We start from the raw sequence: 15,830 nt of genomic DNA, 5'->3' as shown, positions 1-15,830 counted from the left end.
TGAGCCTGCTCGCGAAGGCGGCGTAACAATCAACATAGATGCTGAATGTGATGACCTTTTCGCGAGCAGGCTCGCTCCCACAAGGGATGTGTGTCAGTGCAGCTTCAGCCGCGGCTCAGTCCCGCGCCCGATTTTGCTGCCCAGCATCAACATTGCCGTGCGGAATGCGCCATACAACGCCATCTGGTGCATGCGGTACAGCGACACATAAAACATCCGCGCCAGCCAGCCCTCAAGCATCACGCTACCCGTCAGGTTGCCCATCAAGTTACCCACAGCCGAAAAACGCGACAGCGAAATCAACGAGCCGTAGTCGGTGTACTTGTACACAGGCAACGGCTTGCCTTCGATCCGCAGCTTCAGCGATTTGGCCAGCAGCGACGCCTGTTGATGCGCTGCCTGGGCACGCGGCGGCACGTTGCGATCGGTGCCCGGCTGCGGGCAGGCGGCGCAGTCGCCGAAGGCGAAGATGTTTTCGTCTCGGGTGGTTTGCAGGGTCGGCAGCACTTGCAGCTGGTTGATCCGATTGGTTTCCAGACCGTCGATGTCCTTGAGGAAACCTGGCGCACGAATGCCCGCGGCCCAGACCTTGAGGCTGGCGTTGATCACTTTGCCATCGGCGGTGATCAGGCTATCGGCGGTCACTTCACTGACGGCCGCATTGGTCATGACGTTGACCCCGAGTTTCTCCAGGGTTTTATGCACAGGGCCGCCGATCCGTTCCGGCAATGCTGGCAGTACCCGTGGACCGGCCTCGATCAGGGTGATGTGCATGTTCTCCGGTTTGATCCGGTCCAGGCCGTACGCCGCCAGTTCATGTGCGGCGTTGTGCAGTTCGGCCGCCAGTTCGACGCCCGTGGCGCCGGCGCCGACGATTGCCACGCTGATCTGCTGCACCACATCCGTCTGCCCGGCGTGGGCGCGCAAATAATGGTTCAACAGTTGCTGGTGGAAGCGCTCGGCCTGTTTGCGGGTGTCGAGGAACAGGCAATGCTGCGCCGCGCCCTGGGTGCCGAAATCGTTGGTGGTGCTGCCGACGGCGATCACCAGCGAGTCGTAAGGCACTTCACGCGCCGGCACCAATTCCAGGCCGGCCTCATCGTAAGTGGCCGCCAGCTGGATTTTCTTCTGTGCGCGATCAAGCCCGCTCATGCGCCCCAGCTGGAACTCGAAGTGGTTCCATTTTGCCTGGGCGACATAGTTGAGTTCGTCTTCGGAAGAGTTAAGGGAACCGGCCGCGACTTCGTGCAACAGCGGTTTCCAGATGTGGGTCAGGTTCGCGTCGACCAGCATCACACTGGCCGTGCCGCGCTTGCCCAGAGTCTTACCCAGACGGGTAGCCAACTCCAGACCGCCGGCGCCGCCGCCAACGATGACAATACGATGAGTCATGGGGATATCTCGCAAGGCTAAAAGAAATCGGTGCAATTACCCGAGCGAGCGCGATGCAGCTCATAGCGTCAGGTAACTGATAAATCGGCTCAACAAGCCCAGGCCAATGGTCACTGCCAACACCACCACCAGGAGCATCCACGGCCGGAATGGCCGGCGCTCGACTCGGTGCTGGGACAGGTGCAGGTACTCTTCGACATGTTTCTGGTCGTCGGGGTTCAGGCGGCTGGTCATATCGGGCCTCGTCATCGGGTAGACGTTGCTGAATTGATAGAAGCTACAGGGGTTTTTACCCCACATTGAACGGAGCATAGCCGCTGGCGGGAATCGGCTCGACACTGACTGTATCGTCCAGCCGAATGATTCCACTTTGTAACACTCGGGCGGTGATTCCGCCATGTCCGCGAACGGCCTGGAAAGTGCCGGGGCCGAGGTTGTTTTGCAGGCGTGCGCAAGGCTGGCACCAACCGGTGGTTTCGAAAATCGCCTGGCCGATTTTGAAGCGGCGACCCTTGAGGCTGAACAGGTTTATCCCGCTGACAACGAGGTTGCGCCGCAAATCACCAGGCAGGACCGGATTGTCGTCCGGTCGGCCCATCAGCGAACTGATCACAGGCAGATGCTCCCATTGAATCAGTGTCACCTGTCGCGCATTGCGTACGCCGGGACGGGCCCGATCGCCGGTCAGGCCGGCCTCGAGACGCGCTTCCACGGCCTCCAGCTCGATCATCGGCACATGCGGTTGTGGGCGCACGCCGATCCAGCGTACACGGCCGGTTTGCGGGACTTCCGCGATCAGCTCCTGCAGCGGACTCACAGGCTGATCCCGACATCGAAGACGATGCTGCGACCGAGGTTGCTGCGCAGGAAATCCGGTGCGTCGGGATGCGCAAACAAAACCCGGGCGAATGTCGGACCGACCAGTGACAACGAGCGCCAGCCCTGACGCAAGTATTCGGTGGGTGGCGGGAAATGGCTGTTGAGGTCGAGCACTTCGCGCTTGAGGCTGGCAAAGGCGATGATGTCCAGTTCGCCCAGGTCCATGCCGCGTTCCTTGTAGTTGTGCGCTTTTTTGCGCAAGGTCGGCGCCAGTCTCAGCAGGAATTCATTGGCCGGAATGCGCCTGGGCTTGGCTTCTCGGCGCACCAGCGAACTCAAGGAAAACGCACTGCGTCGCCGCTGCAGCTCATCGCGCCACTCATCATTGAGACGCCGGCCCTCGTCAAGCACGAAAAACACTTCGAAATTCGCATCGCGAAACAGCACGTCCGGCGGTTCGCCGGCGGGAGCGAATTCGTCGACGCGGTAAGGAATGTTCAGGCCTTGCAGCAGGCGCTGGCACACCCAACGCTCACGCTCCCATTTGCGGGCATTGGAAAGGAACGCGTTGGCTTGCTCGGCCGCAATGGTCAGCAGGCGTAGATAATCTGAGTCATCCATAGGCCCAAGCTTAGCGTTCAAATGCGACAAGCTGAAAGCTTTGCGTTGAAACGAGGACGTAATGCCACGGCAGGCGTCATCGCTGATCGGGTGGTAGCTGCGGTGCTTCTTTGATCGTTGTCGCGGCGATGGGGTGTGCAATACAGGCGGTGTAGACTGGATTCATTGCGCTCAAGCGCCTCAACGAAGGGGAATGTCGTGAAATTATGGCCCGTGTTATTGCTCAGTCTTGTGCCTCTTTGGGCTCAGGCGCTGGAGGTGGGGGAGCGGCTGGCGCCGTGGACCTTGCTTGATCAGTTCGATCAGGCCTTCACGCTCGACAATCAGACTCAGACGCTGCTGGTGGCGCGCAGCATGGACGCCGCGAAGCTGGTCGACGCGGCACTGCAGGGCCAGCCCAAGGGCTATCTGGAGGCCCGGCACGCAGTATTTGTCGCGGATATCCAGCGCATGCCCCGACTGATCGCGAAGATGTTCGCCGTGCCGGCCATGCGCGATTATTCCTATCGCGTGATGCTCGACCGTGACGGACGCGTGGCGCCGCGCTACCCCGGGGCCGTGGATAAAGTGTTGTGGCTGGAGCTCAAGGACGGTCAAGTGGTCGGTGAGCACGAATACGCCACGGCAGCGCAACTGCGTGAGGCACTGGAGAAGGCCCGGCCGTGATCGGGCTTCAGTGCGTTGACTTGTTCGGCCGCAAGGGTCAGCAGGTGTAAGTCGTCGGGGTCATCCATAGACCCCGACTCTCCAAAGTAATCGCCAGGAAAACTGTTTGTCGCGCAGGAGCAAAGCCTGCCGCGACATCCCTCCTTCTCGCGCCCGATTCAGGGCCCTGCACAAAACGGATAGCGATCTGCGCAAAGCGGATATTGCCCCGCGCCTGGCAACTTTACCCTCGGCTTTACGGGACGTTAGCCGCTTTACCGACGCTCTGAAAAAAACAACAACAAGAGATAAATGCCATGCGCAAGATTGACGTACATGAGGTTATCGACAACGCACGATTCAACCGCTTCCACTGGATGGTGCTGTTCTGGTGTGCGCTGATCATCATCTTCGACGGTTACGACCTGGTGATTTACGGGGTCGTGCTGCCGATGCTGATGAAAGAATGGGGGCTCAGTCCTTTGCAGGCTGGCGCTCTGGGCAGTTACGCGCTGTTCGGCATGATGTTTGGCGCGCTGTTTTTCGGCCCGCTCTCGGACCGGATCGGCCGCAAGAAAGCCATCACGATCTGCGTGATGCTCTTCAGCGGTTTCACCGTGCTCAACGGTTTTGCGCGTAACCCCACCGAGTTCGGGATTTGCCGGTTCATCGCCGGGCTGGGCATCGGCGGGGTGATGCCCAACGTCGTGGCACTTATGAACGAGTACGCGCCGAAGAAAATCCGCAGCACGCTGGTGGCGATCATGTTCAGCGGTTACTCCGTGGGCGGCATGCTCTCGGCGGGGCTGGGCATCGTGCTGATCCCGAGCTTCGGCTGGCAGTCGGTGTTTTACGTCGCGGTGCTGCCGTTGGTGTTGTTGCCGCTGATCATGTACTTCCTGCCCGAGTCGGTGGGTTTCATGCTGCGACAGGGACGCAATGAAGAGGCGCGCGCCATTCTTCAGCGGGTGGATCCGGCGTACATCGCGCAGACCAGCGATCAGCTGCACATGAGCGAAGTGAAGGGCACCGGCACCCCCGTTCTGCAACTGTTTCGCGAGGGCCGGGCGCTGCGCACGCTGATGCTGTGGCTGGCATTTTTCTGCTGCCTGCTGATGGTCTACGCCTTGAGTTCGTGGCTGCCGAAACTGATGGCCAACGCCGGATACAGCCTGGGCTCGAGCCTGTCGTTCCTGCTGGTGCTCAACTTCGGCGCGATTTTCGGCGCGGTGGGCGGCGGCGTTCTGGGTGACAAGCTGAACCTGCCGCGGGTGTTGGCGGTGTTCTTCGCCGTGGCAGCCGTGTCGATCACTTTGCTGGGCTTCAACAGCCCGATGCCAGTGTTGTACTTGCTGATCGCTATTGCCGGTGCCACCACCATCGGTTCGCAGATTCTGCTGTACGCCTGCGCCGCGCAGTTCTACTCCATGACCATTCGCTCCACCGGTTTGGGTTGGGCCTCGGGCATCGGGCGCAACGGCGCGATTGTCGGACCGCTGCTGGGCGGGGCCTTGCTCGGGATCAGCCTGCCGCTGCAACTCAACTTCATGGCGTTCGCCTTGCCCGGTGCGGTGGCCGCGATCGCCATGACCGTGTTCGCCATCAGCAGTCAGCGCAGCACCCGACAGTCGTTGGCGAATCTACGTCATGGTACGGCGGGCGGGTCTGTCGGCGAAGCTTCATGAGGGCGTTCGTCCGGGATTTTTCCCTGTCGGCGGCGGTCGCTGGATTTATCGCCACGGTGATTTCCTACGCCGGCCCGTTGGTGATTATTTTCCAGGCGGCCGAGACCGCACAGTTGTCGCGGGAAGTGCTGTCGTCGTGGGTCTGGGCGATCTCCATCGGCAGCGCGGTGCTCGGTATCGGGTTGAGCCTGCGTTACCGCGTGCCGGTGATCATCGCGTGGTCGGCGCCGGGCTCGGCGCTGTTGGTGGCGCTGTTGCCGGGGATCTCCATGCCGGAAGCGGTGGGGGCTTATCTGGTCAGCAGCCTGATCATTTTCCTGGTCGGCGTGTCGGGCGCGTTCGACCGGATCATAGGCAAACTGCCGGCGGCGATTGCGGCGGCGATGCTGGCGGGGATTCTGTTCAGCTTCGGCACCGGATTGTTCGTTTCGTTGCAGGGCAAGCCGTTGCTGGTGCTGGCGATGTTTGCCACGTACCTGGTCTGCAAACGGTTGATGCCGCGTTATGCGGTGTTGATGGTGCTGCTGGTGGGCTGCTCGATGGCCTTTCTCGCCGGCGATTTGCACAGCGAAGCGTTGGTGATCGGCTTGGCCACGCCGGTGTGGATCACGCCCGAGTTCAGCCTGAGCGCCACCCTGAACATTGCGTTACCGCTGGTCATGGTGGCGCTGACCGGACAGTTCGTGCCCGGCATGGCGGTGCTGCGCGCCAGCGGTTACGCCACGCCGGCCGGTCCGATCATCGCCAGCAGTGCCTTGGGCACGGGGTTGTTGGCCCCGTTCGGCTGTCACGGACTGAATCTGGCAGCGATCACCGCGGCCATTTGTACCGGCCGCGAGGCCCATGAAAACCCTGGCAAGCGCTACGTCGCCGGGGTGGTCGGCGGGCTCTGTTACCTGGTGCTGGGGATCTTCGGCGCCACTCTGGTTTCACTGTTTTCGGCGTTCCCCAAAGAACTGATTGCGGCACTCGCCGGGCTGGCGCTGTTCGCCGCGATTGCCGGGGCGTTGGCCGGCGCCATGGCGGTGCCGAGTGATCGGGAAGCCGCGCTGGTGACCTTCCTGACCACCGCGTCGGGCATGTCGCTGTTGGGTTTGTCCGCAGCTTTCTGGGGCCTGATTTTCGGCATGGTCACCCATGTGTTGTTAAACGCCCGTCGCGAAAGCGCGGCGGCTGAAGCACTTCCAACTGTCGATCAATAAAAATAAGAGAACAAACGATGAAACAGATTTTTCCAGCAACCGGTCCAGTGTTGTCCATGGCGCTCGTCTCGGGTTTCTCCGCGGGGGCGATGGCGGCCGAGAGCGGCTTTATCGAAGACACCACAGCCACCTTGCAAGCACGCAATTACTACTTCAGTCGGGACTTCTCCGACATCGTCGGGGCGAACAAACAGTCGAAGGCTGAAGAGTGGGCGCAGGGTTTCATCCTCAACGTCAAATCCGGTTACACCCAAGGCCCCGTGGGGTTCGGCGTGGATGTGATCGGCTTGCTCGGGCTCAAGCTCGACAGCAGTCCGGATCGGGTCAATACCGGTTTACTGCCCGTTAAAGATGACGGGCGCGCGGCGAATGATTACAGCCGTCTCGAAGCGGCGCTGAAGGTGCGTTTCTCCAAAACCGAGCTGAAAGTGGGCGAGTTGCAGCCCAATCTGCCGGTGCTGGCGTTCAGCGATATCCGTCTGCTGCCGCCCAGCTATCAGGGCGCAAGCATCAGTTCCAACGAGATCAATGGCCTGACCTTGCAGGGTGGCCACTTGAACACGACCAGCCTGCGCAACGAGGCCGGCGACGAAAAGATGCAGGCCATGCTCGGCCACGTGCCGCAACGTCAGGTCAGCAGTGACGGCTTTAATTTCGCCGGTGCCGATTACGCCTTCAACGATAAACGCAGTTCGGTCAGTGCCTGGTTCGGGCAACTGGAAGATATCTACAACCAGCGCTTTCTCGGTCTCAAGCACAGCGAACCGATGGGGGACTGGATTCTGGGCGCGAACCTGGGTTACTACGATTCGCGCGAAGACGGCAAGAAGCTGCTGGGCAACATCGATAACCAGGCGTTCTTCTCGCTGTTGTCCGCCAAGCGCGGTGGCCACACGTTTTATGTCGGTTATCAGGGAATGTTCGGTGACAGTGCTTTCCCACGGGTCTTTGCCAACATCTCGCCGCTGGGCAACGAGGTGCCGACCTACGAGTTCGCCTACACCGATGAACGCTCCTGGCAAGCGCGCTACGACTACGATTTCGCCGCCCTCGGCGTGCCGGGGCTGACCAGCACTGTGCGCTACATCTCCGGCAACAATGTCGATACCGGGCAAGGCTTCGAGGGCAAGGATCGCGAGCGTGATCTCGACCTCGGCTACGTGCTGCAAAGCGGCAGCCTCAAGGGCCTCGGAATTCGGGTGCGTAACGTGATGGCCCGCTCCAACTACCGCAGTGATATCGACGAAAACCGCCTGATCCTCAGCTACACCTGGACGCTGCTATGAACATTGAAAAAGAACAACCGTCGTACAACATCGGTTTGCAGGTCAAGCTGGAGCAATTGACCGAGTCGGTGCTGCAAACCGAGGAGGACATGCGCTTTGCCAATCAACTGGCGCGCACGGCCGGTGATCGGGTCAAGGCGAGTGCGCAGAGCATGCAGTCGTCGGCCAGTGTGCTGGAGGATCTGAACCTCTACATGCAGCGTCTGGATCAAGTGTTCGATGAGCTCGGCAGTCAGTCGATGCGCATCGGCGCGATTGTCGGCAGCATTCAGGACATCGCCCGTCAGACCAACCTGTTGGCGCTGAACGCGGCGATCGAGGCGGCGAGGGCGGGCAGCCATGGCCGAGGGTTTGCGGTGGTCGCCGATGAGGTGCGCAATCTCTCCCGTCAGGCGGCGGACTCCAGTGCGCAGATCCGGCAAATCGCCACGGGGCTGGAGCAGTCCGCGGAGCAGGCGCGTCAAGGGCTTCAGCAGCTATCCGGTTCAACCCGTCTGGGTCTGGAGAAGGCCGGCGTGGCGTTGCACTCGATGGGTGAACTGCAAAGCGGTGCGGTGGCCAGGGTCGAGGTGGTCGAACGGATCATGGCGCGTCTGGCCGGTCTGCATGATTTGGCGTTGCAGGCGAAACGGCTGATCGTGTGAGCCGTGGGTTACCCGGCTTTACAGGCTGCTGGTGCAGTTGCCCATGACTGGGTAGGTCACGCTGTGGGTCTGGCCTTGATGGTCGATGTAGACCATGGTTGCCGGTACGACATCGCACGCGGTTGCGGTGTCGGTCACTGAAACCACCTTGGCGATGTCCAGCGGTTGCGCCGGGTTGTATGGGGTGGCGGCTGGCTCGTGGGTGGCGGCCATGGCTGACGTGGCAATGAGGCTCAGAAGCAGGGTGGTCAGGGTTTTCATTTTTGTCGGCTCGGGGTTGGTTCTGATGCTTTGAAGTCTAGTCCTTCGCTGGGGGTGATAAAGGTGGCTGGGGCTGATTCAGTTTTGCAGGAAGCGTAATAATCGCTCGGGTTGATTGGGGGCACAAACGGCGGTGTAGACTGAAAACCTGTCCTCTCCCGGCAAAGAAAAAGGAGCAAGCCCAGCCATGATCGGCGCCGAACTGCTGACCCCGGAAACCCTCGCCGTCGGATGGCTGATCTACGTCCCAGCCCTGATCTGGGCCGTCGCACGTGCCCCGTGGGTCGAACTGTTCAGCGACAGCCGCCGCCAGCACCTGCTGTTCGGCACCGTATTCGCCCTGTTCATGCTCTGGCTGGTACGACGGGATTTCGACACCGGCGTGTCCTATCACTTCATCGGCATGACCGCAGTGACCCTGCTCCTGGACTGGCCGATGGCAATCGTCGGCGGACTGGTCGCACAAACAGGCCTGGTCCTGCTCGGACGCCAGGACCTCGCCGCCGTCGGGGTCAACGGCGCGTTGTTCATTCTGCTGCCCGTGCTGGTCACCGAGTGCTGTGCCATCCTGGTCGAGCGAGCGCAACCGCGAAACCCCTTCGTTTACATCTTCGTTTCCGGCTTCTTCGCAGCGGCGCTATCGGCCTTGCTGTGCCTGTTGCTGGCCCTGTGGTTGTTGTGGTTCAACGAGCTTTTCGTCATGCCCTATTGGCTGGAGGATTTTGTCGGTTACCTGTGGCTGATCATCTTTCCCGAAGCGTTCATCAACGGCATGGTCGTCAGCGCACTGGTGGTGTTCAGCCCGGAATGGCTGGAGACCTTCAACCGCACACGCTACCTTTCGGCGCCCTGGAAGGACGACGACCCGAAATCTTGATCCACATCAAATCCAAAAAACGTCGACGAATCCATGCTCCGCAAAACCTTCAGGAGCATCGAAATGAGTGTCTACGAATGGGCAAGGCTGGAGTTGCGCCACAGTCTGGATGCAGCGCAGGAAGTCGGGTTTGATCCGGGGTTGAGCTTGCGCGCCTTGCTCAGTGCAGTGGTGCAGCAGAGCAAGGCGGTACGCAGTATCGAGGATCTGGCGGATGAGTTGCAGTTTCTTGCCGAGAACCTCGATGACGGTCAGGACTACGGCTTTATGCGGCCCTGAATCCCGGCCTCAGTGACGTGGTTCGAAGTCTTCGCTGAACAGTTCGTCTTCGGCATCCGGGCTCACCGGGATCTTGTGTTCTTCCGACGCCCACGCGCCCAGGTCGATCAGTTTGCAGCGGTCCGAACAGAACGGCCGGAATTTGCTTTCCGGGGTCCATTCGACAGGGGCGCCGCAGGTTGGGCAATCGACGGTTGGGATCTGGCTCATGACTGGCCTCCACGCAAAGTAAGGTAAAAGTGATGCAGGCGCTCGACCTCGCTGTGCAGCCAGGCGAGGTCGCGGTCATTGACCACCACATCGTCGGCATGGCTCAGGCGATCCTGGCGGCTGGATTGCGCCTTGAGAATCGCCTGGACCTGTTGTTCGCTGGTCTGGTCGCGCTGCAGGGTGCGTTCGATCTGCAGTTGTTCGGGCGCATCGATCACCAGCACGCGCTGGGTCATAGCGAATTGACCGGACTCGATCAGCAACGGCGAAACCAGAATCGCGTAAGGCGATTGTGCCTTGCCTAGGTGATCGGCAATTTCCCTGGCGATCAGCGGATGCAAAAGCGCCTCGAGCCAGAGGCGTTGCTCAGGCACTTCGAAGATCAGTTTGCGCAATGCCGCACGATCCAGTTGACCGTCGGCCTGCAACACGCCGGGGCCGAAATGTTCGGCAATCTGTGCCAGCGCCGGGCGACCCGGCTCCACCACCCAGCGCGCCGCATGATCAGCATCGACCACATGCACGCCCAGGTCGATGAAGTGCTGGGCAGCCGCGCTTTTGCCGCTGCCGATGCCACCGGTCAGGCCGAGAATCCAGGGTTTTTCCACAGGGGTATTCATTTCAAACCGACAAACTGCCAATAGAAGTCGGTTATTTGACCACCCCAGAGCAACGCAATCCAGCCGGCAATCGCCAGATAGGGACCGAAGGGGATCGGCGTCGAGGCTTTAGCGTTGCGCAGGCTCAGCAAAATAACGCCGATAACGGCACCGACCAGAGACGACAGCAGAATGGTGAGCGGCAAAATCTGCCAGCCACCCCAGGCGCCCAGCATGGCCAGGAGCTTGAAATCGCCGTGGCCGATGCCATCCTTGCCGGTGATCAGCTTGAACAGCCAGAACACCGACCACAGCGCCATGTAGCCAGCAATTGCGCCCCACAGTGCCTCGGTCAATGGCACGAACAACTCGAAGCTGTTGACGATCAATCCCAGCCACAGCAGCGGCAGCACCAGTACATCCGGCAACAACTGATGCTCGGCGTCGATCAGGCTCATGGCCAACAAACCCCAGGTCAACACCAGCACCATCACGGCCTGCCCACCGAAACCGAAATGCCAGGCGATGAACGCTGACAGCAGGCCGCACGCCAGTTCGGTCAATGGATAGCGTTTGCTGATGGGGGTTGCGCAGCTGGCGCATCGCCCACGTAAAAACACATAACTGAGCAGCGGAATGTTTTCCCAGGCGCGGATCCGGTGCCCACAGTGCGGGCATTGGGAATGGGGCAGCATCAGGTTGTAGGTCGGGAGCGGTGTTTCGCCAGGCAAGCCGAGAATTTCATAGGCCTGCAGTCGCCATTCGCGCGCGAGCATTTTCGGCAGGCGCCAGATCACTACGTTGAGGAAGCTGCCGACCAGCAAGCCGACTATCAGTGCAATGCCGACAAACGCCAGCGGGTACAGGGTCAGGATTTCGTTCAGGGGCATGTCAGATCGCATTGCCGAGTTGGAAAATGGGCAGGTACATTGCAATCACCAGGCCGCCGACGATAACCCCCAGCACCACCATGATGAACGGCTCCATCAGACTGGTGAGGTTATCGACCATGTTGTCGACTTCGGCCTCATAGAAACTCGCGACCTTGTCGAGCATGTCGTCCAGTGCGCCGGACTCTTCGCCAATGGCGGTCATCTGGATCGCCATGTTCGGAAAGATGCCGGAGGTGCGCATGGAGAAATTCAGCTGCATCCCTGTCGACACATCCTGCTTGATGCGCAGCACCGCACGCTTGAACACGATGTTGCCGGTCGCGCCCGCCACCGATTCCAGCGCCTCGACCAGCGGCACGCCAGCGGCAAAGGTGGTCGACAGTGTGCGGGCGTAACGGGCCACGGCGGACTTGTACATCAGCGTGCCAATCAGCGGCAGTTTCAACAGCCAGGTGTCGGTCCGGTCGCGAAAGCCTTGTGATGTCCTGAAGGCGTGGCGCGCACCGAATATCGCAGCAATCAAAGCCCCCAGCATCACCCACCACCAATCCTGCATGAACTGCGACAGACCGATGACCATCACCGTGAACGCCGGCAATTGCGCACCTAATCCTTTGAACACCGACTCGAATTGCGGCACCACCTTGACCAGCAGAATGCCGGTGACGATGATCGCGACGAACACCACGGCCAGGGGATACGTCATGGCTTTCTTGATCTTGGCCTTGAGGCTTTCGCTCTTTTCCTTGTAGGTCGCGACGCGCTCCAACAGGGTGTCCAGCGCGCCGGCCTGTTCGCCGGCATCCACCAGGTTGCAGTAGAGCTCATCGAAATACTGCGGTTTTTTACGCAGGGCAGCGGCGAAACTGTTGCCCGCCGCGACCTCCTGTTTCACGTCGTCCACCAGTTTGCGCATGGCCGGGTTATCGAAGCCTTCGCCGATGATGTCGAACGACTGCAACAGCGGCACCCCGGCTTTCATCATGGTCGCCATCTGCCGGGTGAACAGGGCAATGTCATGCGCCTTGATGCGTTGGCCGAGGCTGAAAATCGCGGCGGACTTCTTGCGCACCTTGCCGGGATTGATGCCTTGCTTGCGCAATTGCGCCTTGATCAGCGCCGGGTTCTGACCGCTGAGTTCGCCGGTCATTTTCGTGCCTTTTTTATCCGTGCCTTCCCAGGCGTAAACGCTGATTTTCGCTGCTTTGACTGCCATGTTCAGTCCTTGGTGACCCGGTTGATTTCTTCAAGGCTGGTGATGCCTTGCATGGCCTTGATCAGCCCGGAAGTACGCAGGTCGTTGAAGCCGTCCTTGCGCATCTGGATATCGATTTCCAGCGAATTGCCTTCGGCCATGATCAGCCGTTGCAGGTCCGGTGTGTTCTTCACCACTTCATAAATTCCCACGCGCCCCTTGTAGCCAACGTTGCACTGGTCGCAACCGACCGGTTCATAGATCGTGAACGAGCCAATGCGTTCCTCGGGGAAGCCTTCCTTGATCAACGCCTCGCGGGGAATATCGATGGGTCTCTTGCAATGGCTGCACAGTTTGCGCGCAAGGCGCTGGGCGATGATCAGACTGACCGAGGTGGCGATGTTGAACCCCTGAATGCCCATGTTGTGCAGGCGGGTCAGGGTTTCCGCGGCGCTGTTGGTGTGCAGGGTCGACAGCACCAGGTGACCGGTCTGGGCGGCCTTGATGGCGATCTCCGCGGTTTCCAGGTCACGGATCTCGCCGACCATGATCACATCCGGGTCCTGGCGCAAAAACGAACGCAGCGCCTGGGCAAAGCCCAGCCCCTGCTTGGGGTTGACGTTGACCTGGTTGATGCCTTCCATGTTGATCTCCACCGGATCTTCGGCGGTGGAGATATTGATGTCCACGGTGTTGAGGATATTCAGCCCGGTATAGAGCGACACGGTCTTGCCCGAACCGGTAGGCCCGGTCACCAGGATCATCCCTTGTGGCTGCTTCAGTGCGGCCATGTACAGGTCTTTCTGGTCCGGCTCGTACCCGAGGGCGTCGATGCCCATTTGGGCGCTGGACGGGTCGAGGATCCGGATCACCACTTTCTCGCCCCACAGGGTCGGCAGGGTATTGACCCGGAAGTCGATGGACTTGCTCTTGGACAGGCGCATCTTGATCCGCCCGTCCTGGGGTTTGCGTCGCTCGGAGATGTCGAGGCTGGCCATAACTTTCAGGCGCGCGGCGATGCGGTTGGCCAGTTGAATCGGTGGCTTGGCGACTTCACGCAACATGCCGTCGGTGCGCATCCGCACGCGGTAGGTTTTCTCGTAGGGTTCGAAGTGCAGGTCGGATGAGCCGCTCTTGATTGCGTCGAGCAACATCTTGTGGACAAAGCGCACCACCGGCGCGTCGTCGGCGTCTTGCCCGGCGATGGCGTCCTGGTTGCGGTCGTCGATCGACTCGATGTCGACGCCATCGAGGTCGACGTCAGCCATGTCTTCGAGGCCGGAATTGTGGCTGTCGAAAAATTTCTCGATGGCGTCGCTGAGCTTGTCGTCCTCCACCAGGATGGCTTCGGTGTTCAGCCCGGTGCTGAACTGGATATCGTTGATGGCCTGGTAATTGGTCGGGTCGGAAACGCCGACGAACAACTTGTTGCCGCGCCGCCAGAGGGGCAGGGCGTTGTGCTGGCGAAGCAGTTTTTCGCTGACCAGCCCTTTGGGTTGGGACTCTTTGTCCAGGCAGTGGAGGTCCAGCAGCGCCATGCCGAAATGCTCGGAGGCGATCTCGGCGATCTGACGGCTTTTCACCAGTTTGTTCTGCACCAGATAACTGACCAGGGAGAGTTTCTGGCGTTGGGCTTGCTGATACGCCTGTTGCGCGCTTTTGTCAGTGAGCAGTTCGGCCATGACCAATTGCTTGGCCAGACCGCTAAGGGCGATGTCATTCATTGGGATACCGGACGCAGACAGTTCATGACTTATAGCCTAGTCAACCCAAGGAGCCAAACCAGCGCTGCTCTGGTGACAAAAAGTGTCAGTTAGTGCGGACCTTGGGTGCAGACAAAAGCGTCGCGTTGTTCTCGCGCCCCGTTAACAGGGGATTAACGGATTGGCACGGGCTGTGCTGCGGCTAATTCAGATCATGAGATGTCGACTCATGCATGGAGCTTGTCTATGAATACTCAAAAAGGTTTTACGCTGATCGAACTGCTGATCGTGGTGGCGATCATCGGGATTCTGGCGACATTTGCGTTGCCGGCTTATTCGAAATATCAGGCCCGGGCCAAAGTTACGGCCGGGCTTGCTGAGATTTCTGCTTTAAAAGTGAATTTTGAAGATGTGCTGAATCAGGGGGTCAATCCGGATTTGGCCAAAGTGGGTGGCACGTCGCCTACCACCAATTGCACGATCACTGCTTCGGGTACAGCCTCTGACGGCAAAGGTACTATCGGTTGCACGATTCTTAATGCGCCAGCGCCAGTTCTTAGCAAGACCATTACGCTGACCCGCGACCCGACAACCGGCTGGGCGTGTACGACCAAGGTCGATGCCGACTATGCCCCAGGCGGATGTGTTGCTAACTAAGAGCCTGTTCTGCCTCGCTTGAAATATGCCCCGTTAAAACGGGGCATTTTTTTTGATAGCCCAAAGGAAAAAAAGAAAACCCCGAGAATTCATGGCCTTAGGCCCACGCCAAAACCCGCAACTTGCATGTACATATTTTCAAAGTCATGCAATTTGCATGATTCCGAAAATTTCACTTTTATATATATCATTGATTTATAACGATTTTTTATCTGTCTCAAACTTGGCACAGCGTTCGCAATATACCCAGTAACCCTGCTGACAAGACATGCAGCAGACTTTATGAAAAAACAGGAGTTACTCGTATGAAGAAGTTCGCTATCGCTGCCGCTACTGCTACCGCGCTGACCCTGACCATGGCCAACGCTGCATTTGCTCAAACCACCCAGGCTACCCAGTCCCCAATGGTGCTGGCTGCTGGTGAAGTGACAGAAGCCAAAGAAGCAACCTCTGACACCTGGATCACCACCAAAGTCAAAGCTGACCTGGTGACCGAAAAAGGCATTCCTGGTACCGACATCAAGGTTGAAACCAACAAAGGTGTTGTTTCCCTGTCGTCTACCGTCGCGGTGACTGACGCTCAGAAAGCCACTGCTGTGGCCATCACCAAGAAAATCAAAGGCGTCAAAGCGGTCTCCGCTGACGGCCTGAAAGCCGAGTAAGGCAAGACTTCTCGCCTGGACCGGGAGAAGACGCGGTAGACGGGCCGAGTCATACGTCCGCCGCGACTTGAGAGTTCATGCGACGGCCACAAGGATGTGGCCATTACAGGCCCCGGACATTCGTGTTCGGGGCCTGTTCTATTGTGGGCGCACAAAAAAAGATCGCTGCCTTCGACAGCGCCTACAGATATCCACATTCC

At 59.5% G+C, this 15,830-nt stretch carries 19 protein-coding genes; 9 read left to right on the top strand and 10 right to left on the bottom strand.

Going from position 1 to position 15,830, the window contains the following annotated elements; translation table 11 throughout:
* Positions 1 to 93: 93 nt before the first annotated feature.
* Genes ACM1ZW_RS04435 through ACM1ZW_RS04420 form a run of 4 tightly spaced genes read right to left on the bottom strand, consistent with a single transcriptional unit; the run spans position 94 to position 2,832 of the window.
* On the bottom strand, positions 94 to 1,392 hold the full coding sequence (locus ACM1ZW_RS04435; RefSeq protein ID WP_017340832.1) for an NAD(P)/FAD-dependent oxidoreductase: 1,299 nt from the start codon (positions 1,390 to 1,392) through the stop codon (positions 94 to 96).
* 60 nt (positions 1,393 to 1,452) lie between these two features.
* Positions 1,453 to 1,626, bottom strand: a complete 174-nt coding sequence (locus ACM1ZW_RS04430; RefSeq protein WP_008028730.1) for a DUF3094 domain-containing protein — start codon at positions 1,624 to 1,626, stop codon at positions 1,453 to 1,455.
* Positions 1,627 to 1,681: 55 nt separating this feature from the next.
* Positions 1,682 to 2,209 (bottom strand): MOSC domain-containing protein, encoded by a 528-nt coding sequence (locus ACM1ZW_RS04425; RefSeq protein ID WP_017340831.1) that lies wholly within the window; start codon positions 2,207 to 2,209, stop codon positions 1,682 to 1,684.
* Positions 2,206 to 2,832 (bottom strand): DUF1780 domain-containing protein, encoded by a 627-nt coding sequence (locus ACM1ZW_RS04420; protein WP_017340830.1) that lies wholly within the window; start codon positions 2,830 to 2,832, stop codon positions 2,206 to 2,208. Before ACM1ZW_RS04420 ends, ACM1ZW_RS04425 begins: the two co-directional genes overlap by 4 nt.
* A 198-nt stretch (positions 2,833 to 3,030) precedes the next feature.
* Between ACM1ZW_RS04420 and ACM1ZW_RS04415 the strand changes: the two genes are divergently transcribed.
* The 5 genes from ACM1ZW_RS04415 to ACM1ZW_RS04395 all read left to right on the top strand — a co-directional run bounded on the left by ACM1ZW_RS04415 (position 3,031) and on the right by ACM1ZW_RS04395 (position 8,294).
* The gene (locus ACM1ZW_RS04415) at positions 3,031 to 3,498 is read left to right on the top strand and encodes a hypothetical protein (protein ID WP_017340829.1); all 468 of its coding nucleotides are present in this window, start codon (positions 3,031 to 3,033) and stop codon (positions 3,496 to 3,498) included.
* 296 nt (positions 3,499 to 3,794) lie between these two features.
* Positions 3,795 to 5,162, top strand: a complete 1,368-nt coding sequence (locus ACM1ZW_RS04410) for an aromatic acid/H+ symport family MFS transporter (protein WP_416740218.1) — start codon at positions 3,795 to 3,797, stop codon at positions 5,160 to 5,162.
* Positions 5,159 to 6,364 (top strand): benzoate/H(+) symporter BenE family transporter, encoded by a 1,206-nt coding sequence (locus tag ACM1ZW_RS04405; protein WP_416740217.1) that lies wholly within the window; start codon positions 5,159 to 5,161, stop codon positions 6,362 to 6,364. The genes ACM1ZW_RS04410 and ACM1ZW_RS04405 overlap by 4 nt, the downstream gene beginning before the upstream one ends.
* 17 nt (positions 6,365 to 6,381) lie before the next feature.
* Positions 6,382 to 7,650 carry an OprD family porin gene (locus ACM1ZW_RS04400; RefSeq protein WP_017340826.1) on the top strand — a complete coding sequence of 423 codons (1,269 nt, stop codon included), beginning with the start codon at positions 6,382 to 6,384 and terminating at the stop codon, positions 7,648 to 7,650.
* Entirely contained in the window at positions 7,647 to 8,294 is a 648-nt protein-coding gene (locus ACM1ZW_RS04395) for a methyl-accepting chemotaxis protein (RefSeq protein WP_416740216.1), read from the top strand. The genes ACM1ZW_RS04400 and ACM1ZW_RS04395 overlap by 4 nt, the downstream gene beginning before the upstream one ends.
* An 18-nt stretch (positions 8,295 to 8,312) precedes the next feature.
* On the opposite strand, the gene ACM1ZW_RS04390 is transcribed toward ACM1ZW_RS04395, so the two are convergent.
* Positions 8,313 to 8,555, bottom strand: coding sequence for a DUF2790 domain-containing protein (locus tag ACM1ZW_RS04390; protein ID WP_414884100.1), 243 nt, complete (start codon positions 8,553 to 8,555; stop codon positions 8,313 to 8,315).
* A 187-nt stretch (positions 8,556 to 8,742) separates the two neighbouring features.
* Here ACM1ZW_RS04390 and ACM1ZW_RS04385 point away from each other — a divergent pair, with 187 nt between their 5' ends.
* Together ACM1ZW_RS04385 and ACM1ZW_RS04380 are read left to right on the top strand one after the other, a co-directional pair.
* Positions 8,743 to 9,432 (top strand): energy-coupling factor ABC transporter permease, encoded by a 690-nt coding sequence (locus tag ACM1ZW_RS04385; protein ID WP_017340823.1) that lies wholly within the window; start codon positions 8,743 to 8,745, stop codon positions 9,430 to 9,432.
* Between the two features lie 63 nt (positions 9,433 to 9,495).
* Entirely contained in the window at positions 9,496 to 9,711 is a 216-nt protein-coding gene (locus ACM1ZW_RS04380) for a hypothetical protein (RefSeq protein ID WP_414878306.1), read from the top strand.
* 9 nt (positions 9,712 to 9,720) lie between these two features.
* Here ACM1ZW_RS04380 and yacG read toward each other — a convergent pair whose 3' ends face one another.
* Genes yacG through pilB form a run of 5 tightly spaced genes read right to left on the bottom strand, consistent with a single transcriptional unit; the run spans position 9,721 to position 14,332 of the window.
* Complete coding sequence (gene yacG, locus ACM1ZW_RS04375) at positions 9,721 to 9,921, bottom strand: DNA gyrase inhibitor YacG (RefSeq protein ID WP_017340821.1); 201 nt, start codon at positions 9,919 to 9,921, stop codon at positions 9,721 to 9,723.
* On the bottom strand, positions 9,918 to 10,541 hold the full coding sequence (coaE, locus tag ACM1ZW_RS04370; protein ID WP_017340820.1) for a dephospho-CoA kinase: 624 nt from the start codon (positions 10,539 to 10,541) through the stop codon (positions 9,918 to 9,920). The genes yacG and coaE overlap by 4 nt, the downstream gene beginning before the upstream one ends.
* Positions 10,538 to 11,410: a prepilin peptidase gene (locus tag ACM1ZW_RS04365; protein WP_416740215.1), complete on the bottom strand. Its 873-nt coding sequence runs from the start codon at positions 11,408 to 11,410 to the stop codon at positions 10,538 to 10,540. Before ACM1ZW_RS04365 ends, coaE begins: the two co-directional genes overlap by 4 nt.
* A 1-nt stretch (position 11,411) precedes the next feature.
* Positions 11,412 to 12,629, bottom strand: coding sequence for a type II secretion system F family protein (locus ACM1ZW_RS04360; protein WP_017340818.1), 1,218 nt, complete (start codon positions 12,627 to 12,629; stop codon positions 11,412 to 11,414).
* 2 nt (positions 12,630 to 12,631) lie between these two features.
* Positions 12,632 to 14,332: a type IV-A pilus assembly ATPase PilB gene (gene pilB / locus ACM1ZW_RS04355; RefSeq protein ID WP_017340817.1), complete on the bottom strand. Its 1,701-nt coding sequence runs from the start codon at positions 14,330 to 14,332 to the stop codon at positions 12,632 to 12,634.
* A 225-nt stretch (positions 14,333 to 14,557) separates the two neighbouring features.
* Here pilB and ACM1ZW_RS04350 point away from each other — a divergent pair, with 225 nt between their 5' ends.
* Together ACM1ZW_RS04350 and ACM1ZW_RS04345 are read left to right on the top strand one after the other, a co-directional pair.
* On the top strand, positions 14,558 to 14,968 hold the full coding sequence (locus ACM1ZW_RS04350) for a pilin (RefSeq protein ID WP_017340816.1): 411 nt from the start codon (positions 14,558 to 14,560) through the stop codon (positions 14,966 to 14,968).
* Between the two features lie 305 nt (positions 14,969 to 15,273).
* Complete coding sequence (locus ACM1ZW_RS04345) at positions 15,274 to 15,630, top strand: BON domain-containing protein (RefSeq protein ID WP_017340815.1); 357 nt, start codon at positions 15,274 to 15,276, stop codon at positions 15,628 to 15,630.
* The last annotated feature ends 200 nt before the right edge of the window (positions 15,631 to 15,830 follow it).

This window comes from Pseudomonas sp. NFX71 (assembly GCF_048079215.1).
In the GTDB taxonomy this organism is placed as follows: domain Bacteria; phylum Pseudomonadota; class Gammaproteobacteria; order Pseudomonadales; family Pseudomonadaceae; genus Aquipseudomonas; species Aquipseudomonas fluorescens_B.
The sequence above is the reverse complement of the archived record's forward strand: the minus strand, read 5'-3'. Positions and strand labels throughout refer to the sequence as shown.